Source organism: Agrobacterium sp. CCNWLW155 (assembly GCF_036888815.1).
Classification (GTDB): domain Bacteria; phylum Pseudomonadota; class Alphaproteobacteria; order Rhizobiales; family Rhizobiaceae; genus Agrobacterium; species Agrobacterium radiobacter.
On sequence record NZ_JBAKFW010000007.1, the window covers coordinates 172,605 to 194,711 of the forward strand.

The 22,107-nt window shown below is 60.0% G+C and carries 21 protein-coding genes and 1 tRNA gene; 13 read left to right on the forward strand and 9 right to left on the reverse strand.

Going from position 1 to position 22,107, the window contains the following annotated elements:
- Positions 1-2 precede the first annotated feature (2 nt).
- A complete protein-coding gene (locus V6S97_RS20435) occupies positions 3-905 on the reverse strand; it encodes an NUDIX hydrolase (RefSeq protein ID WP_003508614.1) in 903 nt (300 codons plus the stop codon).
- Positions 906-1,112: 207 nt separating this feature from the next.
- On the opposite strand from V6S97_RS20435, the gene V6S97_RS20440 reads away from it, so the two are divergent.
- Together V6S97_RS20440 and V6S97_RS20445 are read left to right on the forward strand one after the other, a co-directional pair.
- Positions 1,113-1,487 carry a PAS domain-containing protein gene (locus V6S97_RS20440; RefSeq protein WP_003508649.1) on the forward strand — a complete coding sequence of 125 codons (375 nt, stop codon included), beginning with the start codon at positions 1,113-1,115 and terminating at the stop codon, positions 1,485-1,487.
- A gap of 72 nt (positions 1,488-1,559) precedes the next feature.
- Positions 1,560-2,060: a hypothetical protein gene (locus V6S97_RS20445; RefSeq protein ID WP_060723426.1), complete on the forward strand. Its 501-nt coding sequence runs from the start codon at positions 1,560-1,562 to the stop codon at positions 2,058-2,060.
- A 74-nt stretch (positions 2,061-2,134) separates the two neighbouring features.
- Here the strand turns inward: V6S97_RS20445 and V6S97_RS20450 are convergent.
- Positions 2,135-2,210 (reverse strand) — tRNA-Ala (locus V6S97_RS20450).
- A 152-nt stretch (positions 2,211-2,362) separates the two neighbouring features.
- Positions 2,363-2,749, reverse strand: coding sequence for a TIGR02300 family protein (locus tag V6S97_RS20455; protein ID WP_003508651.1), 387 nt, complete (start codon positions 2,747-2,749; stop codon positions 2,363-2,365).
- Positions 2,750-2,948: 199 nt separating this feature from the next.
- Between V6S97_RS20455 and cmk the strand changes: the two genes are divergently transcribed.
- The gene (gene cmk / locus V6S97_RS20460) at positions 2,949-3,629 is read left to right on the forward strand and encodes a (d)CMP kinase (RefSeq protein WP_003508652.1); all 681 of its coding nucleotides are present in this window, start codon (positions 2,949-2,951) and stop codon (positions 3,627-3,629) included.
- A 150-nt stretch (positions 3,630-3,779) separates the two neighbouring features.
- Positions 3,780-5,480 (forward strand): 30S ribosomal protein S1, encoded by a 1,701-nt coding sequence (gene rpsA / locus V6S97_RS20465; RefSeq protein ID WP_020009998.1) that lies wholly within the window; start codon positions 3,780-3,782, stop codon positions 5,478-5,480.
- Positions 5,481-5,576: 96 nt separating this feature from the next.
- Here rpsA and V6S97_RS20470 read toward each other — a convergent pair whose 3' ends face one another.
- The 4 genes from V6S97_RS20470 to V6S97_RS20485 all read right to left on the reverse strand — a co-directional run bounded on the left by V6S97_RS20470 (position 5,577) and on the right by V6S97_RS20485 (position 9,685).
- Positions 5,577-7,127, reverse strand: a complete 1,551-nt coding sequence (locus tag V6S97_RS20470) for a hypothetical protein (protein ID WP_112346904.1) — start codon at positions 7,125-7,127, stop codon at positions 5,577-5,579.
- Positions 7,128-7,388: 261 nt separating this feature from the next.
- Entirely contained in the window at positions 7,389-7,697 is a 309-nt protein-coding gene (locus tag V6S97_RS20475; protein WP_003508655.1) for a hypothetical protein, read from the reverse strand.
- A gap of 48 nt (positions 7,698-7,745) precedes the next feature.
- Positions 7,746-8,975 carry a hypothetical protein gene (locus V6S97_RS20480; RefSeq protein WP_334427667.1) on the reverse strand — a complete coding sequence of 410 codons (1,230 nt, stop codon included), beginning with the start codon at positions 8,973-8,975 and terminating at the stop codon, positions 7,746-7,748.
- Positions 8,976-9,058: 83 nt separating this feature from the next.
- On the reverse strand, positions 9,059-9,685 hold the full coding sequence (locus V6S97_RS20485; protein ID WP_060723422.1) for a ribonuclease D: 627 nt from the start codon (positions 9,683-9,685) through the stop codon (positions 9,059-9,061).
- Positions 9,686-9,848: 163 nt separating this feature from the next.
- Here V6S97_RS20485 and V6S97_RS20490 point away from each other — a divergent pair, with 163 nt between their 5' ends.
- From V6S97_RS20490 to V6S97_RS20525, 8 genes are all read left to right on the forward strand, one after another.
- Positions 9,849-10,463: a nucleoside 2-deoxyribosyltransferase gene (locus V6S97_RS20490; protein WP_162686891.1), complete on the forward strand. Its 615-nt coding sequence runs from the start codon at positions 9,849-9,851 to the stop codon at positions 10,461-10,463.
- Positions 10,460-11,209 (forward strand): SDR family oxidoreductase, encoded by a 750-nt coding sequence (locus V6S97_RS20495; protein WP_112357030.1) that lies wholly within the window; start codon positions 10,460-10,462, stop codon positions 11,207-11,209. The genes V6S97_RS20490 and V6S97_RS20495 overlap by 4 nt, the downstream gene beginning before the upstream one ends.
- 553 nt (positions 11,210-11,762) lie before the next feature.
- Positions 11,763-12,950, forward strand: a complete 1,188-nt coding sequence (locus tag V6S97_RS20500) for a M24 family metallopeptidase (RefSeq protein ID WP_112278388.1) — start codon at positions 11,763-11,765, stop codon at positions 12,948-12,950.
- Positions 12,951-13,065: 115 nt separating this feature from the next.
- A complete protein-coding gene (locus V6S97_RS20505; protein ID WP_111820664.1) occupies positions 13,066-14,670 on the forward strand; it encodes an ABC transporter substrate-binding protein in 1,605 nt (534 codons plus the stop codon).
- A 61-nt stretch (positions 14,671-14,731) separates the two neighbouring features.
- Positions 14,732-15,739 (forward strand): ABC transporter permease subunit, encoded by a 1,008-nt coding sequence (locus V6S97_RS20510; protein ID WP_003508673.1) that lies wholly within the window; start codon positions 14,732-14,734, stop codon positions 15,737-15,739.
- Positions 15,736-16,650 (forward strand): ABC transporter permease subunit, encoded by a 915-nt coding sequence (locus tag V6S97_RS20515; protein WP_003508674.1) that lies wholly within the window; start codon positions 15,736-15,738, stop codon positions 16,648-16,650. The genes V6S97_RS20510 and V6S97_RS20515 overlap by 4 nt, the downstream gene beginning before the upstream one ends.
- A 3-nt stretch (positions 16,651-16,653) precedes the next feature.
- Positions 16,654-17,493, forward strand: a complete 840-nt coding sequence (locus V6S97_RS20520) for an ABC transporter ATP-binding protein (protein WP_020813549.1) — start codon at positions 16,654-16,656, stop codon at positions 17,491-17,493.
- Positions 17,490-18,335, forward strand: coding sequence for an ATP-binding cassette domain-containing protein (locus V6S97_RS20525; RefSeq protein WP_003508678.1), 846 nt, complete (start codon positions 17,490-17,492; stop codon positions 18,333-18,335). The genes V6S97_RS20520 and V6S97_RS20525 overlap by 4 nt, the downstream gene beginning before the upstream one ends.
- Positions 18,336-18,386: 51 nt before the next feature.
- Here V6S97_RS20525 and V6S97_RS20530 read toward each other — a convergent pair whose 3' ends face one another.
- Together V6S97_RS20530 and V6S97_RS20535 are read right to left on the reverse strand one after the other, a co-directional pair.
- Positions 18,387-19,856, reverse strand: coding sequence for a mannitol dehydrogenase family protein (locus tag V6S97_RS20530; protein WP_111792982.1), 1,470 nt, complete (start codon positions 19,854-19,856; stop codon positions 18,387-18,389).
- Between the two features lie 107 nt (positions 19,857-19,963).
- Complete coding sequence (locus V6S97_RS20535; protein WP_111792983.1) at positions 19,964-20,638, reverse strand: GntR family transcriptional regulator; 675 nt, start codon at positions 20,636-20,638, stop codon at positions 19,964-19,966.
- A 229-nt stretch (positions 20,639-20,867) separates the two neighbouring features.
- Between V6S97_RS20535 and V6S97_RS20540 the strand changes: the two genes are divergently transcribed.
- Positions 20,868-21,986 (forward strand): mandelate racemase/muconate lactonizing enzyme family protein, encoded by a 1,119-nt coding sequence (locus V6S97_RS20540; RefSeq protein ID WP_111792984.1) that lies wholly within the window; start codon positions 20,868-20,870, stop codon positions 21,984-21,986.
- Positions 21,987-22,107: the final 121 nt, after the last annotated feature.

The window sequence follows — 22,107 nt, forward strand, 5'->3', positions numbered from 1 at the left end:
TGTCAATTGCGGGAGAGGGGCAGTTTTGTACCTGAGAGGGCGCGTTCATCGAGAACGGTCTGGCGGAAGCGGAAAAGCTTTGCCGGGCGGCCGCCGGTTTCGGTCGCCATGTCGCCGGTTTCTTCCACCAGCTGCTGCTGTTCAATCAGCCGGCGGAAATTCTGCTTGTGCAGCGTCAGCCCGGCCAGCGCCTCGATAGCGCGCTGCAGCTGCAGGAGCGTGAAGGCATCGGGCATCAATTCGAACACCACCGGCCGGTATTTGATCTTGGCCCTCAATCGCGCAATGCCGGTGGCGAGAATGCGGCGGTGATCGGCAAACATGGGCCTGCCGAAATTGATCCGCGGATCGCCCTGCGCTTCCTCAACCAGCCCGGCTTCATACAGCAGCTCATAGCGCTGCAGGGTCAGTTCCTCGTTCCAGCCGCCGCCATCTAGGCCGAAGGTGAAGTCCGCCCGCAAATGGCGCTGGCTTTTGCAGGCGGGATCGGAATCCGCCCAAGCACGCAGCCTGTCGATGATGCTGTCCAAAACCTCAGGGCGTCCCTGGCGATGATCTTCCCAGGGGAAATATTCGTACCAGCCGTGCCAAAGGGCGCGTTTGCCGCCTGAGGCTTCCTGCTCGCGAACCAGCCCAAGATAACCGATGGAGATGGTTCTGCCGCCCAAAATGTCGTTGTTGCGGTCGCGATCGGCGAAGGTGTAGAGCTGTTCGAGATAACCGACGGGGTGGTGGGTCTGTTCGTGGATCCATTCCCGCAACCCGCTCTGGAGCGTTCTGTGCCCGAATTCGAACGGCCCCGACGGAAGTGCTGCGCCTTCCCGAACGGTCATGACCCGCGGCTCATCCGTGGTGATGGCGGTGACGACGGCGATGAGTTCGGCATGGGCAAGCCCGATGGTCACGGCGGCTCCTCTGGTCGTTGGCTCTAGGGTCAACCTTCTTTGGCACAGGAAGGTTGGTTCGCCAACATGGCGGCCGAAATGGGCTGTCGATAATCCGCCGCCCACAAAACCGCGTCTCATCAGACAAAAGGATGAATTCTTGTGGTTAGCCGTCTATCGTCTGGTATGTTACAGACCCGCACAAGCATTTCAGACGGTAGAAGGCCGATGTTGGAGAACATATCGCTCGAAGAGACACTTGTGGGTTATTATACCTGGAACATCGGGCAGAACCTGATCTATCTCGATGCCGTGGCGGCCCGCCTGCGCGAATTCTCGCCGGAAAAAGCCGCCTGCGGCATTCCGGTCGAAGATTTCATCGCGCAGATCGAAAGCGGCTCGCGCGCACGCGTCGCCAAGGCGGTTTATAATTCGCTGACAAATGGCGTGTTCTATGATCAGGAATATCGCATTCAGCTCAAATCCGGCGGTTTCCGCTGGTTGCGGACAACCGGACGGGTGATCCTGGATAGCGACCAGCTCCCGATCATGGCCATGGGCACCGTGCGGGATGTCAGTGCGTGCAAGGTTTTATTGATGTGATATGCGGCCGGTCACTTTCGTAAAGACGGCCGATTTATTTTATGTCGTTCATTGTTTTGATGTTGCGGTGACATGGTCAGGCAGATCGCAATTTTGCTGTTTCAGATCGTCCTTGCCATAGGCCTCGGCATAGCCGGCATCCGCATCGCCTCGCTCGTCAATGGCGAGGCGACCTCCGCACCGGCGAGCCTTGCCGCCAATACGGAACTGCTGTGGACCACCTCGCCGGTGCGGGTCGATCCCCGTAGCCAAAATTACGAGCGCATTCCGACGCCGCCAGATCTCTATCCGATAAAAATGCATGCGGACCAGCGCCTGCGTGTGATTTCCAGCAACCGCTTTACCTTCAAGGGCCAGGAATTCCGCCTCGCCGGCGTGGAGGAGGTCGAACGCAACCGCGTCTGCACCGGCCCCGACGGCCGCCGTTACGCCTGCGGCCTCAACGCCTTCAAGGCGCTGGAGAACCGGCTGCGCGGCAGATATCTCGAATGTCGGGTGGTGGAGGAGGTGAGTGCGCCGGGTTCCCTGGAGTGCCGTATCAACGGGCAGGATGTGCGGGCGCTGCTGCAATAGGCGATGACGTCAAATGGCCTAAAAGATGAATAGGACCGGTTGGCCGAAAGCAGAATTTATTGTCTGAGAAGATTTGGTGGAGCTAAGCGGGATCGAACCGCTGACCTCTTGCATGCCATGCAAGCGCTCTCCCAGCTGAGCTATAGCCCCATAAGGGTTCCGGCATTTCTTCCGGTTCCGGGAACCGAAGCGGTTGTTGTTCCGTTCGGTGGCGGCTTACTACTGCGGCTTTCCGACGAGTGCAAGCATAAAAAACGGCCCGGCGTCATTTTTTTGTCGTCGGGCCGAATTATCGAGTAAAATCAAGCTTCTTCGTCGTCGCCCGATACGCCGATGATGCCGGACATGTCGTCGTCGTCATCTTCGTCGTCGGTTTCGAGGAAGGTGTCGTCATCGTCGTCGATTTCGACGTCATCGTCGTCACCCAGATCAGGGATTTCGTCGCCGCTGTTGTCGCCATCGGCATCTTCCAGCGAGACGAGTTCGACTTCCGTGTTTTCGGTATCGACTTCCGCCACTTCCTCTTCTTCAGCCTGCTCCATCTTGGCCTGGGCGGTGCTTTCCTCGAAGAAGGACAGCGGCCAAGACTTGCCGGTGTAGGGAGAAACGACCGGGTCGCGGTTCAGATCGTAGAACTTCTTGCCGGTATCGGGGTCTGTGCGCTTGGTACCAAGTTCCGCTTTTGCCACTGTCTAAGCCTCAAATTGTCGGATGAGTTTCGGTGTGTACGCCGTAAAACCGGCATAGACGGTAAAATTTATAGCCGGTCCCCTTAATCGTTGCGCTCTTTCGTGTCAAAGACAAACTTCGGGTGCCGCCTGCCTCGGCGCAACCCCTATGCGGGGATGCTGATATAAATAGGGAGGCATGACACACTCTATTATATCAATGACGGATGCACAGGCGGAAAGCTTCATGACCTTCACGATCGCCATAGACGGGCCGGCCGCGGCGGGCAAAGGAACCCTATCACGCAGGATCGCCGAGACCTATGGTTTCCACCATCTCGATACCGGGCTGACCTACAGGGCAACCGCCAAGGCGCTTCTGGATGCCGGCCTGCCGCTCGATGACGAGGCCGTGGCCGAGAAGATGGCGCTGGAGGTCGATCTTGCGGGGCTCGATCGCGCCGTTCTTTCCCGGCACGATATTGGTGAGGCGGCGTCCAAAATAGCGGTGATGACGCCGGTGAGACGCGCGCTCGTCAAGGCGCAGCAGCGTTTTGCCTTGAAGGAGCCGGGCACGGTGCTTGACGGACGCGACATCGGCACGGTGGTGTGCCCGCAGGCGCCGGTGAAACTTTACGTCACGGCCTCTGCCGACGTGCGGGCGCGACGCCGTTACGACGAAATTCTGGCCAATGGCGGCAGCGGCGATTATGATGCCATCTTCACTGAGGTGAAAAAACGCGACGAGCGCGACATGGGCCGCGCTGACAGCCCGTTGAAGCCGGCTGAAGACGCGCACTTGCTAGATACGTCGGAAATGAGTATAGAGGCGGCGTTTCAGGCCGCGCGGACGATCATCGACGCCGCCCTGGAGAAACAGGTTTCTCGCGGAACCGCTTGAATTCGGTCCGCGTTTAGTCCGGAATTGCCCGAAGTCATGTCCTTGCGCCGGAAAGCCTTTTGAAAAGGCGGGCATGGGGTCGGGTATCAACAACACTAGCCCACCGGCGCTTTTGTATTCGTCATAGCGCGGATGCAATCAGGAGATTTCATGTCAGTATCTACCCCCACGCGCGAAGATTTCGCAGCGCTTCTCGAAGAATCCTTTGCCTCTAACGATCTTGCCGAAGGCTATGTTGCCAAGGGTATCGTAACGGCAATCGAGAAGGACGTTGCCATCGTCGACGTCGGCCTCAAGGTTGAAGGCCGCGTACCGTTGAAGGAATTCGGCGCGAAGTCCAAGGACGGCACGCTGAAGGTCGGCGACGAAGTCGAAGTTTACGTCGAGCGCATCGAAAACGCTCTCGGCGAAGCCGTTCTGTCGCGCGAGAAGGCTCGCCGCGAAGAAAGCTGGGTCAAGCTCGAAGCCAAGTTCGAAGCTGGCGAACGCGTCGAAGGCGTTATCTTCAACCAGGTCAAGGGTGGTTTCACCGTCGATCTGGACGGCGCTGTTGCCTTCCTTCCGCGTTCGCAGGTCGACATCCGTCCGATCCGCGACGTTACCCCGCTGATGCACAACCCGCAGCCCTTCGAAATCCTCAAGATGGACAAGCGTCGCGGCAACATCGTTGTTTCGCGCCGCACGGTTCTCGAAGAGTCCCGCGCCGAGCAGCGTTCTGAAATCGTTCAGAACCTCGAAGAAGGCCAGGTTGTTGACGGCGTCGTCAAGAACATCACCGATTACGGTGCGTTCGTTGACCTCGGCGGCATCGACGGCCTGCTGCACGTTACCGACATGGCATGGCGCCGCGTCAACCATCCTTCGGAAATCCTCAACATTGGCCAGCAGGTCAAGGTTCAGATCATCCGCATCAACCAGGAAACCCACCGTATCTCGCTCGGCATGAAGCAGCTCGAGTCCGATCCGTGGGATGGCATCTCCGCCAAGTACCCGGTTGGCAAGAAGATCTCCGGTACGGTCACGAACATCACCGACTACGGTGCATTCGTTGAGCTGGAGCCGGGCATCGAAGGCCTGATCCACATTTCCGAAATGTCCTGGACCAAGAAGAACGTACATCCCGGCAAGATCCTGTCCACGAGCCAGGAAGTCGACGTTGTCGTTCTCGAAGTCGATCCGTCCAAGCGCCGTATCTCGCTCGGCCTCAAGCAGACGCTGGAAAACCCGTGGCAGGCATTTGCCTACAGCCATCCGGCCGGCACTGAAGTTGAAGGCGAAGTCAAGAACAAGACCGAATTCGGCCTGTTCATTGGCCTCGAAGGCGATGTTGACGGCATGGTTCACCTGTCGGATCTCGACTGGAACCGTCCGGGCGAACAGGTCATCGAAGAGTTCAACAAGGGTGACGTGGTCAAGGCCGTCGTTCTCGATGTTGACGTCGAGAAGGAACGCATCTCGCTCGGCATCAAGCAGCTCGGCAAGGATGCTGTCGGCGAAGCCGCTTCTTCCGGCGACCTGCGCAAGAACGCAGTCGTTTCCGCTGAAGTCATCGGCGTCAACGATGGCGGCATCGAAGTGAAGCTCGTCAACCACGAAGACCTCACCTCGTTCATCCGTCGCGCTGACCTTTCCCGTGACCGTGACGAGCAGCGCCCTGAGCGCTTCTCCGTTGGCCAGGTTGTCGACGCCCGCGTCGTCAACTTCTCGAAGAAGGACCGCAAGGTCATGCTTTCGATCAAGGCTCTGGAAATCGCTGAAGAGAAGGAAGCCGTCGCACAGTTCGGTTCTTCCGACTCGGGCGCTTCGCTCGGCGACATCCTCGGCGCGGCTCTGAAGAACCGCGGCGAATAATCGCCAAGATCTTTGAAATGAAGAACCCGCCGGAATTTTCCGGCGGGTTTTTTATTGCTTTCAGGTTGCGCCGGCGGGCGGGCAGCGGCGCTCTTCTCAGAGCATGCCGCTCATCTTGAGATAATAATTTTCCGCGCTGTCGTCGGAAGCCGCCGCAGGCGTGCTTTCCCGCTCGTCTGTCGTGTCATTGGCAGCAATGCGTTCTTCCGTATCGTCCTGACCATCGGAGTTTTCAGCGCCGGCCTCGGCCTCACCTTCCGCCTCATCCTCGGAAAAGGGGCCGCCTCCCCGCGGCGGGGTTTCCGATTCATAGTCCTCGTCCGCCGGCGGATAGGCGACGAGCGGCAGCGGCGTGCCGTCTTTTACCAGGGCGGCGGCGATCAATGATTGCGAGGCCGATTGCTCCAGCATCGCCATTCTCGCTTCCGGGTCCAGCATGGCCCGCGGCTGCAGCTGGGTTTCGGGACGATGGGTCGCCGTTTCCGTTTCTTCGCCGGAGGGGCGGGCGGCGGCCGTTGCGAGGGCGGGTTTTTCCACGGCCTGATCGTCGAAGGGCTGCTGCGCGCCACTTTGCGGCGCGGGCAGAGACTGCTGTGTGCCGGCTGCCTTGGCAGGAAGTTTGCCAGCCGTGGCGGCAAGCAGCAGGGTATTCATGGTCTCGGCGTCGTCCGCGAGCGGACCGGACGGTGGGTTAAAGCCCGTGCGGGGCTCTTTCTGCTCCGCCTTCGTTATCTCTCGATGCGGCAGGGCAGGGCGCGTTTCACCGGTTTCGGCGCGAGGCGGGTTTGCCAGGCGGATTTCGCCCGACACCTCCTTTGTCACGTTGCCGGTCTGAGGCGGAAGCGGACGTGCCGTGTTTTCGGCTCTTCCATCCGGCTTTGCGGCATTGCTTGGCGTATCATGTGTGTCGGCAGGCGGGGCGGAAAGCGTGGGCCGAGGGTCCAGCTGCGCGGTTAGCGCCGCCACCGTGGCTTTCACCGCTGCGCCACTGAGGGCGAGCGGGCCGATGAGCAGAGGCAGAAGCCGGCTGGCGGTCGCGGAATTTGCCGCCTGTGCGGTCACGGCCGGAGAGGGGCGACCTTCGGCATTCTGGCCCGGCGCGTTCTGCTGTTTCGGCGGTGCCGATTGCGCAGGGGTGGGATTGGAGGAATTGTTCTGCTGATAGGAGGAGACCACCGCCTTTGCCGCCAGATCCGCTCCCTTGTAACGGGAAAGCTCGATCAGCAGCGCGAGGCGGGCAGCATCCGGCCCGGTCGGCTGTTTCAGGATTTCGGCGAGCATTGAAAGCGTCAGGCCCTGCAGGGCTTTGCCGACCTGTTGTTCAAGCGCCAGACGTTGTGGCGCCGGCAGGGTGCGGAGCGCCTCTGTCAGTCGCGTCACATAGGTCTGGATCGCTTCGCCATCCCGCCGCGGCAGGTTCATCAGCTTGCCGAGCGCTTCCGCCAGAACGGCGGTGCTGCGGGAGAGCTGAAATTCGCTGGTGAGGGAGGCGATTGCCGCCCGGGCAAAAAGACTGCCGCTATTTTCAGGGACGGGATTGCTCGGTTGCGGCGGTGTGGTCTCTTTCACCTGCCCGCGCGGCATCAGCGGGACCGTGGTTCCATAGGCGGCATCGGTTGCCGCAATTTTCGGTACAGGCGGTAACATGCTGCGCTCCGTTTCTATCGGTGACCGCCGCTGGCTGCGAAAGGGCCAATCCCCATTGGCTCTCTGATCCGCATCTGGCTTAAATGTTGAAAAATCGCCGCGCCGGTGATGGACAGGTGTCATCTCGCCCGCTCATGCGGGAGCGCCGTATACGCCTCTGGCCGCAAATGTCGGTTGCAGCGCATACAGAATCATCTGGTTCAATCTTGGCTTGCAGATATTAAGATTTGGCTAACCAAAGAATTGCCTGTGCGGGCGCAATCAGGGTGAGACGCCGATGAACATGCGGTAAAGGCCGTTATCGTCGGAATTGACAGAGGAAATATGATCGGGGTCGCTGGTTGCGGCCTCAAAAGCCTCCGGTGGCATCGCATCCAGCCAGCTTGCCTTGGGAAGGCTTCGCTCTGGCTGCATTTCAATGGGGGCGATGGGATTGTCCTCTTCGCCGGCTGCGGTGAAGGCCCCGTCATCGGGAACAAGCGGCGGGGCGGCCATGGACAGCAGGGCCTGCGCCGCATTGGGCTCATTGTCGTAAACGACGCTGCCGGATAGGCCGGAAATATCGGTCATGTCTGAACTCACATCATGTTTCGCTCAAGTGACTTTCGGAAGCGGCAATCATGCCGCCTTTTTCTTCAGCAGTTCATAAAGGCCATTGTCGTCGATCGAGACCGGCAGAATGGCATTGCGGGTCTCTTCGACAAGTGTCTGCGCATCGAGCAGTTTTTCGGCGTCGTCTTCCGCATCGGCCGGATTGGTGGCTGCGTCTGTCTCGGCAGGTTCATCTTCGTTCTTCGCCGGCTCGGCTTCATCCGCAGGCGCAGCCGCAAGCACGGAGATCAGGGCGGTTTCCGATGATATGTCGGCCGACGCCTGCGGATCGGCGTCTACCGTCTTTTCCTCGCCGGAAGCATCGATATGCTCCTTCACGACGTCCTGGAGTTCCTGCACGTCTTCAAGCTTGCCCTGCGCATCGAGGGCCTGGATATCCTCTTCCCGCTCCGCCTTCACTTCCGCATCGTTGATTTCGCCAATGCGCTCTTTACCGCGTTCGGCCTGCAACTCTTCTTTGGTTTTGGGATCGGCGACATCTTCGAGACGCTGAATGACTTTCAGGGTCTCCCGCGTCATGAAGCGTCTGCCCTGCGCCTGCGTGTCCAGCGCACCTTTCACGGCGCGCGCCTCGTCGCCATAGGGGTTGGCGATGGCGGCGATCATCTGTCTGGCGGAGATGCCGAGTTGCTTGAGGCCGGTGGTTTCTTCCAGTTCACTGACATTTTTCGGCAAAGTCGCGCGCATCGCCATGATGGCTTTCGACATCTCATCGCCGAAATTATCTTCGTTGCCCGTCAGGCCGGCGCCCTTGGCGATGCGGGCGGCGAGGGCGGCCATGGGATCGGTCTTGGTGGTGGCGCCATTATTCAGCACCTCGACGACCTGTCCCTCCGAAACACCGAAAGAGGTCAGGGAAATTTTCGTGGCTTTTCCCTGCGCATCGGTTTTTTCGAAACTGTCCGTCAGCGTCAGGGCATCCTGAAGTCTTTTGGCGAAGGAAAAGCTCGACTCGTCGGCTTCCTGTGTGATGCCGAGGGCGGAGGAAAAGCGGGAAACAAGTGAGGCGAAAGCATCGGCGTCCGGTTTCATGATGCCGAAGAGATAGGCGCTTATCTTTTCATTGGCGGCGCGATGGCTTTCGTCCGGCTGCGGGTTGGTCTTGACCGCATCGTCCTTTTGGGTGCCGTTCGCCTTTTCCTGCTCTTCGCGCTGGCGGTCCTCGATGGCTTCCACCATCGAGCGCATGAGTTCGCTGACTGCAATGCCCGCCGTCTGCTGTAGCGGAGTGATCATCTTCAAAGTTCCCGGCCGCCCAAAGTTGCGGCCGAGAATAGGCAGTTCTGGTAAATCAGTGCTTAAACGAAGCGGCTGAAGGCTCAGCTATGGGCGAAAATATCCGTTTCTTCCCAGCCGAGGAGATCGAGTTTCGCGCGGGTCGGCAGAAAGGCGAAACAGGCGTCGGCATGGTCGAGGCGGCCGTCGCGGATGAGGCGGGCTGTCAGCTTGTCACGCAGTGCGTGCAGATAGAGCACGTCGGAGGCGGCATATTCGAGCTGGGCGGGCGACAGGGGCTGGGCCGCCCAGTCGGAGGATTGCTGCGCCTTGGAGATGTCGACTTCCAGCATTTCCTTCAGATTGTCCTTAAGGCCATGCCGGTCCGTGTAGGTACGGGTCAGCCGCGAGGCGATCTTGGTGCAGAAGACCGGTGTGGTCGTCACGCCGAAGGTATGGAACAGAACGGCGATATCGAAACGGCCGTAGTGAAAAATCTTCTGGTGGGCGGGATCGGCCAGCATGCGGACGAGGTTCGGGGCCTGCGTCTGGCCGGCGGCGATGCGGATGACGTCAGCCGTGCCATCGCCCGGCGAAAGCTGGACGACGCAGAGACGGTCGCGGCGCGGCACCAGCCCCAGCGTTTCCGTGTCGATGGCGATAGCACCGGTGTAGCGGGCTGCATCTTCGGCGGAAATATCGCCTTCGTGATAGCGGATGGTGGCTGCCATGTCTTGCTCCGGAAATTTCCTGTTTATGGCACCGGCTATAACGGAAAGAGCGTCTGGACGATACCGTTTTATGGGTCGTTTCCGTCCTCCTTCGGCTTGCCTTTGCGAAACAGCCCGGGTTAGGTTCGGAACATCCTTTCCTGACAGATCGCATGAATTCCCGATGACAAAGAAAATCTATCTCGCCGGCCCGGAAGTCTTCCTCCCGAATGCGCGTGAAATGCTCGACCTCAAGGCCTCGCTGGCGCGGGAAGCCGGTTTCATACCGCTTTCGCCGGGTGATCTGCAGATTCCGCCGGCGGACACCAGGATCGGCCACGGTTGCAACATCAATGCCGTCGATGAGCAGATGATGCTGGAAGCGGACGCGATCATTGCTAATCTCACGCCGTTCCGCGGCATCGCCGCCGATACGGGAACGAGCTACGAGCTGGGCTTCATGTGCGCGCTGGGCAAGCCGGTTTTCGCCTATACCAATGTCGCGGCCAATCATTTCACCCGTATCAAGGCGCATTATGGCGGCGTTGCTACCCTGGATGAAACGGGCCGCTATCGCGGACCGGACGGGCTGTCGATTGAGAATTTCGACATGGTCGACAATCTGATGCTGCATGGCGGGATTTTGCGGCGCGGCGGTATCATCATCGTCGGCGATGCACCGGAAGACGCTCTGTATACGGATCTGGACGCCTATAGACGCTGCCTCACGGCGGCGGCTGAAAAATTATTGACACCGATTGACCCCGAACGAACTGATATAGTGGAGGCATCATCATGAGCGGAACCATCCTCATCACCGGCGCGACATCCGGTTTCGGACAGGCCACGGCGCAGCGCTTCGTCAAGGAAGGCTGGAAGGTCATCGGCACGGGCCGGCGGGCGGAACGGCTGGAGGCGCTTTCGGCTGAACTCGGTTCCGCCTTTCATGGCGTCGCCTTCGATATCACCGACGAGGAGGCGACAAAAAAGGCGCTGGCCGGCTTGCCTGATGGATTCAGGGATATCGACATTCTCGTCAACAATGCCGGCCTTGCACTCGGCACGGCGCCCGCGCCGCAGGTGCCGTTGAAAGACTGGCAGACCATGGTGGACACCAACATCACTGGTCTCCTGAACGTCACCCACCATCTGCTGCCGACGCTGATCGAGCGCAAGGGTATTGTTATCAACCTTTCGTCTGTTGCTGCGCACTACCCCTATCTGGGCGGCAATGTGTATGGCGGTACCAAAGCGTTCCTGCGGCAATTCTCGCTCGGCCTGCGTTCCGACCTGCATGGCAAGGGCGTCAGGGTAACCTCGATCGAACCGGGCATGTGCGAAACGGAATTCACGCTGGTGCGCACCGGCGGCAATCAGGAAGCCTCGGATAATCTCTACAAGGGCGTCAATCCGATCACGGCGGACGATATTGCCAACACTATCCAATGGGTCGCCTCGCAGCCCAAGCATATCAACATCAACAGCCTCGAACTCATGCCGGTCAACCAGTCCTTTGCCGGTTTCCAGGTCTATCGGGAAAGCTGATTTCTCACGGTTTGGGGGAGTGCTGAAAAACCGGGCAGGAATTCTGGAGCTATGCAGAAATGCAATGCTGCATTGCGAGACTTGCTCTGTTAAAAATCACAGATACCGCTATATTCAAATCATCGAAGCGACGCACTCCTCCTCCCAGTGTCGCTCGATGTGGATCGGTGGTACTCCTCCTCCCAATCACCGATCAAGTTTGAAGCCTGCCGCACCTCCTCCCGCGGCAGGCTTTTTCCTTTTCTGGGCGTCTTTTCCTTTACTGCCTCTCGCCGTCGTCCTTTGGCGTGCCCGCTCCGTGTTGAAGGCTGGCCGCAAACTCCCCTTGGATTTCCGGGGGGATTTTGATTTTTTGCGTCAAGGCAATGAGGGCTTAAATCGGGCGTGTGTTGATCACATTTTCGTTATGTCTAGATGAATTTGCACAGTTTTGTGGTGGCGCGCCCCGCCGGGCCATTGCCTAGCCCCCGCCCTGTGTTTAAGCATGAGCAAAAGAACGCTTGGGAGGTTGCCGGCACGCTTGTGTCTGCGGCCCGAAAGCGGCGGGGAGAGAATGGCAGACTTTCAAGAGGCGCTGAAGCGGTTTCAGCCGATCGCGGTTTCATCGATCGCTGAAGACGAGTTCAGATTGCGGCTACGTGGCCTGCAAGCGCGGATGATCCAGCAAAATGTGAAGGCGGTCTGGCTCGATGCATCATCGTCGCTGACCTATTATACCGGTCTGTCGCTTGGCCTTTCCGAGCGCATTCATGGCGCTCTCGTTCCTGCCGAGGGTGCGCCGGTCTATGTCAGCCCGACCTTCGAGGAGCCTAAGCTTCAGACGCTCATCCGCATTCCGGGTGAGGTCGCCGTCTGGGAAGAGGATGAAAGTCCCTTCGACCTGATGGCAGGACGCATTGGCGCACTTTCCTGTCCCGGTCATTTTGTCGCCATCGATCCCGCAACACCCTTTGTTTTCGCATCGGCCCTGATGCAGCGTCTCGAAGGACGGATCATTTCCGCCCAGCCGATGATCGTTGCCCAGCGGCAGGTCAAATCCGCGGCCGAAATCGCTCTCATCCAGACCGCGATGGACGCCAGCTACGGTGTGCAGAAAGCCGTGTTCGAAGGCCTGCGTCCCGGCATTTCCACCACCGAAGTGGCCGATTTCGTCAACGCCGCCCATATTGCGCTGGGCCTGAAGCCGCTTTTCGTGGCGGTGCAGTTCGGCGAGGCGACGGCCTATCCGCATGGCGTGCCCTATGCGCAGACGCTGAACGAAGGTGACATGGTGCTGGTCGATCTCGGCGGCATTCTTCATGGCTATCGTTCCGATATCACCCGCACCTATGTTTTCGGTGAGCCGACCGAGCGTCAGCGCTTTCTCTGGAACGCCGAACGCGACGCGCAGGCTGCGGCTTTTGCGGCTGCGAGCCTCGGCGCTGCCTGCCAGGATGTCGACAAGGCCGCGCGCGAAAGCCTCAAGGCGGCTGGTTTTGGCCCGGACTATCAGGTTCCCGGCCTGCCGCACCGCACCGGTCACGGGCTTGGGCTGGATATTCACGAAGAACCCTATATCGTTGCAGGAAATGCCACGGCGCTTGAGCCGGGCATGTGTTTTTCCATCGAGCCGATGCTGTGCGTTTATGGCGAATGCGGCGTCCGTCTCGAGGATATTGCTTATATGACGGAGGCGGGGCCGCGCTGGTTCTGTCCACCGGAGACGAACCTCGACCGGCTGTTTCAGCCGGTCGCCGGGTAATTGGTCGGGAGGCAAAAGACCGAACGGCGACACGGGTCTCCGCGTCGCCGCTGACCAGAAGAGGTAGGCCCCCAGGGGCCGCAGGAACTCAGAAAAAGAGGGAAAGGACCACCAGATGAAAACGCTGACCCGCAGTTTGCTTATCGCCTCTGCGCTTGCGATGGCTTCCGCCATGCCAGCCATGGCGAAGACCTTCGTTTATTGCTCCGAGGCATCGCCGGAAGGCTTCGATCCGTCGCCCTACACCGCAGGTGGCACCTTCGACGCTTCCGCGCATCCGGTCTACAACCGTCTGACCGAGTTCAAGAAGGGCACGACCGAAGTTGAGCCCGGTCTCGCTGAAAAATGGGATGTTTCGAGCGATGGCCTCGAATACACGTTCCACCTGCGCAAGGGTGTGAAGTGGCACTCCAACGAGAAGTTCACGCCGAGCCGCGATTTCAACGCCGACGACGTGATCTTCAGCTACAACCGCCAGGGCGACGCGAAGAACCCGTGGAACCAGTATATCGCAGGCATCACCTACGAATATTACAACTCCATGGAAATGCCGTCGCTGATCAAGGAAATCGTCAAGGTTGACGATTACACCGTCAAGTTCGTGCTGACCCGTCCGGAAGCGCCTTTCCTCGCCAATATCGCGATGCCTTTCGCTTCGATCGTGTCGAAGGAATATGCCGATACGCTTGATAAGGCCGGCACCAAGGAAGACTTCAACAACCTGCCGATCGGCACCGGTCCGTTCAAGTTCGTCGCCTATCAGAAGGACGCGGTCATCCGCTACCAGAAGAACGCCGACTACTGGGGCGAAGCTCCGAAGATCGACGATCTGATCTTCGCGATCACGCCTGACGCCGCCGTTCGCCTGCAGAAGCTGAAGGCCGGCGAATGCCACCTGATGCCTTATCCGGCTCCGGCTGATCTGGCCACCATCCGCGCCGACAAGAACCTCAAGCTCGACGAGCAGCCCGGTCTGAACGTCGCCTATTTCGCCTACAACACGACCGTTGCGCCTTTCGACAAGCCGGAAGTCCGCAAGGCGCTGAACATGGCGATGAACAAGCAGGCGATCATCGACGCCGTGTTCCAGGGCGCCGGCACGGTTGCCAAGAACCCGATCCCGCCGACAATGTGGTCCTACAACGACAGCATCAAGGACGATCCGTACGATCCGGAAGCAGCCAAGAAGGCTCTCGAAGCCGCTGGCGTCAAGGATCTGACGATGAAGATCTGGGCGATGCCGGTTCAGCGTCCCTACATGCCGAACGCCCGCCGCACCGCCGAGCTGATCCAGTCGGATTTCGCGAAGGTCGGCGTCAAGGCCGAGATCGTCTCCTTCGAATGGGGTGAATACCTCAAGAAGTCGACTGAAGTGAACCGCGACGGTGCCGTCATCCTCGGCTGGACCGGCGACAATGGTGACCCTGACAACTTCATGGGCGTTCTGCTTTCCTGCGCTGCAACCGGTGAAGGCGGTGCAAACCGTGCCCAGTGGTGCAACAAGGAGTTCTCCGAACTGCTTTCCAAGGCAAAGCAGACCACTGACGTTGCCGAGCGCACAAAGCTTTATGAGCAGGCGCAGGTGATCTTCAAGGAACAGGCTCCGTGGGCGACGCTTGCGCACTCCACGCAGTTCGTTCCGATGTCCGCCAAGGTTTCCGGCTTCACCATGAGCCCGCTTGGTGACTTCACCTTCGAAAACGTCGACGTCGCGGAATAATCCCAAACAACGGACGCGCGGAAGGACCCTGTTCTTCCGCGCGTCTTTTCAGGAAAAAACCATGATCCGGTTCATTCTCGGCAAACTCCTCTACCTCGTTCCGACATTTCTCGGGATTACCTTCGTCGCCTTCGCCTTCGTGCGCGTCCTGCCGGGCGATCCCGTGCTGTTGATGGCGGGCGAGCGTGGCATTTCGCCTGAGCGGCATGCGCAGCTTGCCGAACAGCTCGGCTTCAGCCAGCCCGTCTGGCAGCAATATCTTCATTTCCTCGGACGGCTGCTTCAGGGCGATCTCGGCAATTCGCTGGTCACCAAGAAGCCGGTTCTCACCGAGTTCCTGTCGCTCTTCCCCGCGACGGTCGAGCTTGGTCTCGTCGCAATCATCATCGCAACATTGATCGGCGTGCCGGTCGGCGTCATTGCCGCCATCCGTCGTGGTTCCTGGTTCGACCAGATTTCCATGACCACCGCGCTCGTCGGCTTCTCCATGCCGATCTTCTGGTGGGGCCTGCTGCTGATCATCATGTTCTCCGGCATCCTGCAATGGACGCCGGTGTCGGGCCGCATTTCGCTGATGTATTTCTTCCCCTCCGTTACCGGTTTCATGCTGATCGACAGCCTGATTTCGGGGCAGAAGGGCGCCTTCCTGTCGGCCTTTTCGCATCTCATCCTGCCGTCGGTCGTGCTTGCCACCATTCCGCTGGCGGTGATTGCCCGCCAGACGCGCTCGGCCATGCTGGAAGTCATGGGCGAGGACTATGTGCGGACCGCACGCGCCAAGGGCATGTCGCCCGCCCGCGTTGTCGGCGTCCATGCGCTTCGCAACGCCATGATCCCGGTCATCACCACCATCGGCCTCCAGATCGGCGTGCTGATGGCTGGCGCCATCCTGACCGAAACCATCTTTTCCTGGCCGGGCATCGGCAAGTGGATGATCGATTCCATCTCGCGCCGCGACTATCCGGTCGTGCAGAGCGGCCTGCTTCTGATCGCGGGTCTGGTAATGGTCGTCAACCTGCTTGTCGATCTGACCTATGGCCTCATCAATCCGAGGATCCGTCACAAATGACCGATGTGATCACCACCCCCGGCGTCCGCCTTTCGGACGCCGCCATCCGCCGCCGGATGATCGCCGATTTCTGGTTCTACTTCCGTCAGAACCGCGGCGCCGTCATCGGCCTTGCCGTCTTCATTCTCCTCGTCCTCATCGCGGTCTTTGCGCCCCTGATCGCGCCGCATGATCCGACCCAGCAATATCGCGATGCGCTGCTCGTCCCGCCGGTCTGGCAGGAAGGCGGTCGTGCCGGCTTCTTCTTCGGCACCGATGCGGTCGGGCGCGACATGCTGTCCCGCCTGATCTATGGCGCACAATATTCGCTGTTCATCGGCGTCGTTGTCGTCTCCATCGCCCTTGTCGGCGGCATCGTTATCGGTCTCGTCGCCGGCTTTTTCGGTGGCTGGGTCGATACCGTCATCATGCGCGTCATGGACGTCATTCTGGCGTTTCCGTCACTGCTTCTGGCGCTGGTCCTGGTCGCGGTCCTCGGGCCGGGGCTCACCAATGCGATGATTGCCATTGCCATCGTCTACCAGCCGCATTTCGCCCGCCTGACGCGTGCTGCCGTCATGAGCGAACTCCGGCGCGAATATGTCACCGCCGCCCGCGTGGCCGGCGCCGGCAATTTACGGCTGATGTTCAAGACCATCCTGCCGAACTGCCTTGCGCCGCTGATCGTTCAGGCAACGCTCTCCTTCTCGTCTGCGGTTCTCGATGCCGCAGCCCTCGGCTTCCTCGGCATGGGTGCACAGCCGCCCGCTTCCGAATGGGGCACGATGCTGGCGGAAGCGCGTGAATTCATCCTGCGCGCCTGGTGGGTTGTCACCCTTCCGGGCCTGACGATCCTGATCTCGGTGCTCGCCATCAACCTCATGGGTGACGGCCTGCGCGATGCGCTCGATCCCAAACTGAAGCGGAGCTGAGCAATGAGCCTGCTGAAAATCAAGAACCTCACCGTCAAATTCGCCACCGCCACCGGCGCCTTCACGGCCGTCGACGGGATCGATGTCTCCGTCGACAAGCACGAAGTGCTGGCGATCGTCGGCGAATCCGGTTCCGGCAAGTCGGTTTCGATGCTCGCCGTCATGGGGCTTCTGCCCGATACGGCGACGATCACCGCCGATGAGATGACCTTTGACGGCATCAACCTGCTCGCCATGTCGCCGCAGGAGCGCCGCAAGCTGATCGGCCGCGAGATCACCATGATCTTCCAGGAGCCGGTCGCCTCGCTCAACCCGTCATTTACGGTCGGTTTCCAGATCGAGGAGGTTCTGCGCCTCAATCTCGGCATGAGCGGCGCTGCCGCGCGTGCCCGGGCTCTGGAACTGTTTCGTGCCGTGGGTATTCCCGAGCCGGAAACCAAGCTCAAGGCTTATCCGCACCAGATGTCGGGTGGCCAGTGCCAGCGCGTGATGATAGCGATTGCGATCGCCTCCAAGCCGCGCCTGCTGATCGCCGACGAGCCGACCACCGCGCTCGACGTGACGATCCAGAAGCAGATCCTCGATCTCCTGATGAATCTGCAGACGGAATATGGCATGGCGCTGATCCTCATCACCCACGACATGGGCGTCGTGGCGGAAACCGCGGATCGCGTCGTCGTGCAATATAAGGGCCGCAAGATGGAGGAGGCGGATGTCTTAAGCCTGTTCGAGGCCCCGCAGCATCCCTATACCAAGGCACTGCTTTCGGCCCTGCCGGAAAATGCCACCGGCGACCGTCTGCCCACGGTTTCCGATTTCTTCGGCAAGGAGGGCGTTCAATGAGTATCGTTGTCGAAGGCAAGGGCATTACCCGCCATTATCACGTTCCCGGCGGCATCTTTGGCGGCGCCAAGACGGTTCAGGCCCTCAAAGGCATCGATTTTGCCGTCGAGCGCGGCAAGACGCTCGCCATCGTCGGTGAGTCCGGTTCGGGCAAGTCGACGCTTGCCCGCATCATCGCGCTGATCGACCCGGCATCCGGCGGTGAACTCAAGATCGAAGGCAAGCCGGTCGATATCGCCAAGCGCCGCCCCGATACGGTCATGCGCTCCAAGGTGCAGATGGTGTTCCAGAACCCCTATGGCAGCCTCAACCCGCGCCAGAAAGTGGGTGATGTGCTGATGGAGCCGCTGCTCATCAACACGAAAATGCCGGCTTCCGAGCGCCGCGAGCGCGCCGAAGCCATGCTGGTGAAGGTTGGCCTCGGTCCTGAGCATTTCAACCGCTATCCGCACATGTTCTCGGGCGGCCAGCGCCAGCGTATCGCCATCGCGCGCGCACTGATGCTGAACCCGGCGCTGCTGGTGCTGGATGAACCGGTCTCCGCGCTCGATCTTTCGGTGCAGGCGCAGGTGCTGAACCTGCTCCGAGATCTGCAGGAAGAATTCGAACTGACCTATGTTTTTGTCAGCCACGATCTTTCTGTGGTGCGCTACATCGCCGATGACGTGCTGGTCATTTCCAAGGGCGAGGCAGTGGAGCAGGGCACGCGCGAGGAACTTTTCGCCAACCCGAAGCACCCCTATACGCGCCAGCTTTTTGCCGCGACACCGATCACGGATGCCGACGCCATCCGCGCCCGCGTGGAGCGCCGCAAGGCGGCACGGCAGGCCGCGACGGCTTAAACGCGAGACGCCAAAGTTGAGAACAGGCCGGATTTCCGGCCTGTTCGTCTTTCAGGACTTCAAAAATATGCCGATGGCGGCGAGTGCGCCAAGTTCCCTGACGTTGCGATAGGCGGCTTTCAGGTTCGAGACGAAGGTTTCATTGCCGGGCAGATCATCGCCGAACGTGCGTTTGAACGCGAGAAAGCGGTCGATAACATCGTCCGGTGCCATTGCCAGCTGATCCGGCGCATCCCACTCCCTGAAGGCCGGATCGAGAATCGTGATCGGCTCTCCCTTTTCGTTCCTGTCCGCGCATGACCTGATCCAGAGGGCCACGGCAAAAATGACAGCGCCGCTTCCGGCGTTTTCCTCCAGCAATTCGCGTAAGGGCGCAAGAATACGCAGCGGCACCTTCTGCGAAGCGTCGGAGGCGATCTGCATGGTCTTGTGCTGCAGAGAGGGATTGGCGAAACGTTCCCGCAGGCCGGCTGCGAATTCCGCACCATCGACGACAGGGTCCAGCGTCCGGCCGACCTCGCGCCAATAGGCGTCGATGAAATCGCGCACGGTCTTTTCACCCCAGGCATCGGCCACCGTCGCAAGGCCGGCAATCTGGCCAATGGCGGCAATGGCGCTATGAGAACCGTTCAGCATTCGGAGCTTCATATGTTCGTACGGTTCGACATTGCCGACAAATTCCACGCCTGATTTCTCGAGCGCCGGCCTTCCATGAGGAAAGTGGTCTTCTATGACGAAACGGAAATAGGGTTCGGCAACGACCGGCCACGCATCACGCAAGCCGAGTGCGACCGAAATCGCATCCCGGTCCGCATCCGTGGTGGCGGGAACGATCCGATCCACCATTGAGCAGGGGCAGGCAATATTGGCTTCGATGAAGGAGGCCAGTTCCTTATCCGCAAGGTTGGCGAATTCCAGCAGCAGCTTTTGCAACACATGGCCGTTGGCGGGCAGGTTGTCGCAGGACAGCAGCGCCAGGGGCCGAGAACCCTCTTTGCGCCTGCGCCGCGTGGCCGCAAGGATGAAGCCGAAGATGGAACGCGGCCTGTCCGGGTTTTCGAGATCATGGACGATATCAGGGTGTTCGCGCAGCAGGCTGCGGGAGGCGAGATTGGTCAGGTAGCCCTTCTCTGTCACGGTCAGGGTGACGATGAGAACGCGCGGATCGGCCATCCGCTCCACCAGCCGTTCGGGGTCTTCCGGGGCAACGATGGTTTCCAGAATGGAGCCGATGATGCGCAGGCGCTCGCTTTGGCCATCACGCAGGCAAAAGGTGTAGAGATTGTCCTGCGGTTCGATGGCGTCGCGTGTGTCCGGACTGCGCAGCGACGCGGCGACGATGCCCCATTGCGTCTCACCGCGGTTAAGGCAATCATCGATGAAAACCGCCTGATGCGCCCGGTGAAAGGCGCCGACGCCGAGATGCACGATGCCGGGCGTGATCTTCTCACGCTCATAGGCGGGTGTTGCTACTGTTTGCGGCAGGCGGGGCAGGGTTGCAGCGGAAAGCCGGTCTGTCATCGACGCGAAATCCCCGTACGGAGCGAGATGGTCGCGGCTCGCGCCGATGGAATTGCGACGCTCGGGTTTTCGCGCATGTCAGTTCCTCCCCTTGTCTTTTGAATGGATCAGACACCGGCCTCTTTGAGCAGCCGGACCTGGCGCAGCGTATTCTGCCGGCTGCGCTCGAGATGCCGCCACAGGGCATCGATGATCTGGACCTTGCTGCCGGCGGCAATGGCGTCGGCGATATTCTGGTGTTCCTCGACCGAGCGGGCGTAATCGCCGAGGATCGAGACGAAAACCGTGTGGGTCTGGTCGAGAATGCGCCCATGCGAGCCGGAAATGACGGGAATGCGCGCCGCCGAAACAAGAGTCGTATGGAAGCTGCGATCGTAAAAAAGCGCTTTCGACAATTCGTCCAGCGTCGAGCCCTTGGCGAATTCACGATGTTTCGTCAGGCTTTCCAGAAGTTCCGCGTGCAGCGCTCCATCCAGTTGGCCGGCGTCGAAAGCCACTTCCACCGCGCCTTTTTCGAGCAGCATTCTGGCGGCGTAAAGTTCTTCCACATCCTCCACCGTGAAATCGCGCACCACCATGCCGCGCCGGGAGGAATTGACCACCAACCCGTCAGCTTCGAGTTTCAGGCAGGCTTCTTTCACCGGTGTGGGGCTGATGCCGAGATCGGCGGCAAGCTCATTGGGCAACAGGCGTTCGCCGCCGCGCAATCTGCCGCTGACGATGCGTGCGCGCAGTTCCTGATGCGCCTGTTCGGCGAGCGTGATTTTGACCAGCGTGTTCATGGCTGCATCATTGCCCAGCTTCGCGGGACAGGCAATGGCTGAATATTAAAAATAAAAAATTTTTTATTTTACAAAAGCCGATTTTCCTTTAGCTCTATCTGCCAGCGGAAGCGGGCTGCTGGAGGAGGGTGGCCTGCAAATTCCCGAAAGCCATCCGCGCGATCTCTGATCGCGGGGCGGTGGCGTCTGTTCCTCCCCGGAAGCAATCAGCATCGAGGACTGACCGATCATGAAAATTACCGCCGTCGAACCTTTCATCCTGCACCTGCCGCTGACCTCGGAGTCCATTTCCGATTCCACCCACAGCATCACCCATTGGGGCGTCGTCGGCGCGAAGATCACCACCAGTGACGGCCTTGAGGGCTATGGTTTCACCGGCACCCATGCGCATCTGCCGTCGGACAGGCTGATCACATCCTGCATCAGCGATTGTTATGCGTCCTTGCTGGTGGGAGAGGATGCGTCGGAGCATTCAAGGCTGTGGACGAAACTTGCCCGTTATCCCTCGCTGCAATGGGTTGGCCGCGCCGGCATCACGCATCTGGCGCTGGCCGCGATCGACGTGGCGCTCTGGGACCTGAAGGCGAAAAAGGCGGGCGTGCCGCTCTGGCAATATCTCGGCGGCGCGCGCACAGCGGCGGTGGAAGCTTACAATACCGATATAGGCTGGCTTTCCTTCACGCTGGAGGATTTGCTGGCGGGCAGCATGAGGGCGGTGGAGGAAGACGGCTTCACCCGCCTGAAGATCAAGGTAGGGCATGATGATCCGACTATCGATATCGCCCGCCTTGCCGCCGTCCGCAAGCGTGTCGGTTCGTCCATTCGCATCGCCATTGACGGCAACGGCAAATGGGATTTGCCGACCTGCCAGCGTTTCTGCGCGGCGGCGAAGGATCTGGATATCTACTGGTTCGAGGAGCCGTTGTGGTATGACGATGTGACGAGCCACGCGCGGCTGGCGCGCAATACGTCCATTCCGATTGCGCTCGGGGAGCAGCTCTACACGGTGGATGCGTTCCGCTCATTCATCGATGCCGGCGCGGTGGCCTATGTCCAGCCGGATGTGACCCGGCTCGGCGGCATAACCGAATATATCCAGGTTGCCGATCTCGCGCTCGCCCATCGCCTGCCGGTGGTGCCGCATGCCGGCGAAATGAGCCAGGTGCATGTGCATCTGAGCTACTGGCACCCGGCATCGACCATTCTCGAATATATTCCGTGGATCAAAGATCATTTCGAAGAACCGATCCATGTCCGTGACGGTGTTTACAAGCGCCCGGAACACCCCGGCGCCAGCACCACGCCTCTGGCTGAAAGCTTTGCCCGCTATGGCAAATCGGTAAAATGAGCAGCGGTATACAGCCCGGATTTTAAGGGAGGGAAAGCCCGTCCTCCGTCATGCCGGACTAGATCCGGCATCCAGCCACGGCGCGTCTGCGCCGTGAAAAGAGTCTTTCGCGATCAAAGAC

What these genes read in the sequence shown, in the direction of transcription:
- V6S97_RS20440 (WP_003508649.1), top strand. Translation starts at nt 1,113, where the DNA reads ATGTTGGAGAACATATCGCTCGAAGAGACACTTGTGGGTTATTATACC.
- V6S97_RS20445 (WP_060723426.1), top strand. Translation starts at nt 1,560, where the DNA reads ATGGTCAGGCAGATCGCAATTTTGCTGTTTCAGATCGTCCTTGCCATA.
- cmk (WP_003508652.1), top strand. Translation starts at nt 2,949, where the DNA reads ATGACGGATGCACAGGCGGAAAGCTTCATGACCTTCACGATCGCCATA.
- rpsA (WP_020009998.1), top strand. Translation starts at nt 3,780, where the DNA reads ATGTCAGTATCTACCCCCACGCGCGAAGATTTCGCAGCGCTTCTCGAA.
- V6S97_RS20470 (WP_112346904.1), bottom strand. Translation starts at nt 7,127, where the DNA reads ATGTTACCGCCTGTACCGAAAATTGCGGCAACCGATGCCGCCTATGGA.
- V6S97_RS20475 (WP_003508655.1), bottom strand. Translation starts at nt 7,697, where the DNA reads ATGACCGATATTTCCGGCCTATCCGGCAGCGTCGTTTACGACAATGAG.
- V6S97_RS20480 (WP_334427667.1), bottom strand. Translation starts at nt 8,975, where the DNA reads ATGATCACTCCGCTACAGCAGACGGCGGGCATTGCAGTCAGCGAACTC.
- V6S97_RS20485 (WP_060723422.1), bottom strand. Translation starts at nt 9,685, where the DNA reads ATGGCAGCCACCATCCGCTATCACGAAGGCGATATTTCCGCCGAAGAT.
- V6S97_RS20490 (WP_162686891.1), top strand. Translation starts at nt 9,849, where the DNA reads ATGACAAAGAAAATCTATCTCGCCGGCCCGGAAGTCTTCCTCCCGAAT.
- V6S97_RS20495 (WP_112357030.1), top strand. Translation starts at nt 10,460, where the DNA reads ATGAGCGGAACCATCCTCATCACCGGCGCGACATCCGGTTTCGGACAG.
- V6S97_RS20500 (WP_112278388.1), top strand. Translation starts at nt 11,763, where the DNA reads ATGGCAGACTTTCAAGAGGCGCTGAAGCGGTTTCAGCCGATCGCGGTT.
- V6S97_RS20505 (WP_111820664.1), top strand. Translation starts at nt 13,066, where the DNA reads ATGAAAACGCTGACCCGCAGTTTGCTTATCGCCTCTGCGCTTGCGATG.
- V6S97_RS20510 (WP_003508673.1), top strand. Translation starts at nt 14,732, where the DNA reads ATGATCCGGTTCATTCTCGGCAAACTCCTCTACCTCGTTCCGACATTT.
- V6S97_RS20515 (WP_003508674.1), top strand. Translation starts at nt 15,736, where the DNA reads ATGACCGATGTGATCACCACCCCCGGCGTCCGCCTTTCGGACGCCGCC.
- V6S97_RS20520 (WP_020813549.1), top strand. Translation starts at nt 16,654, where the DNA reads ATGAGCCTGCTGAAAATCAAGAACCTCACCGTCAAATTCGCCACCGCC.
- V6S97_RS20525 (WP_003508678.1), top strand. Translation starts at nt 17,490, where the DNA reads ATGAGTATCGTTGTCGAAGGCAAGGGCATTACCCGCCATTATCACGTT.
- V6S97_RS20530 (WP_111792982.1), bottom strand. Translation starts at nt 19,856, where the DNA reads ATGACAGACCGGCTTTCCGCTGCAACCCTGCCCCGCCTGCCGCAAACA.
- V6S97_RS20535 (WP_111792983.1), bottom strand. Translation starts at nt 20,638, where the DNA reads ATGAACACGCTGGTCAAAATCACGCTCGCCGAACAGGCGCATCAGGAA.
- V6S97_RS20540 (WP_111792984.1), top strand. Translation starts at nt 20,868, where the DNA reads ATGAAAATTACCGCCGTCGAACCTTTCATCCTGCACCTGCCGCTGACC.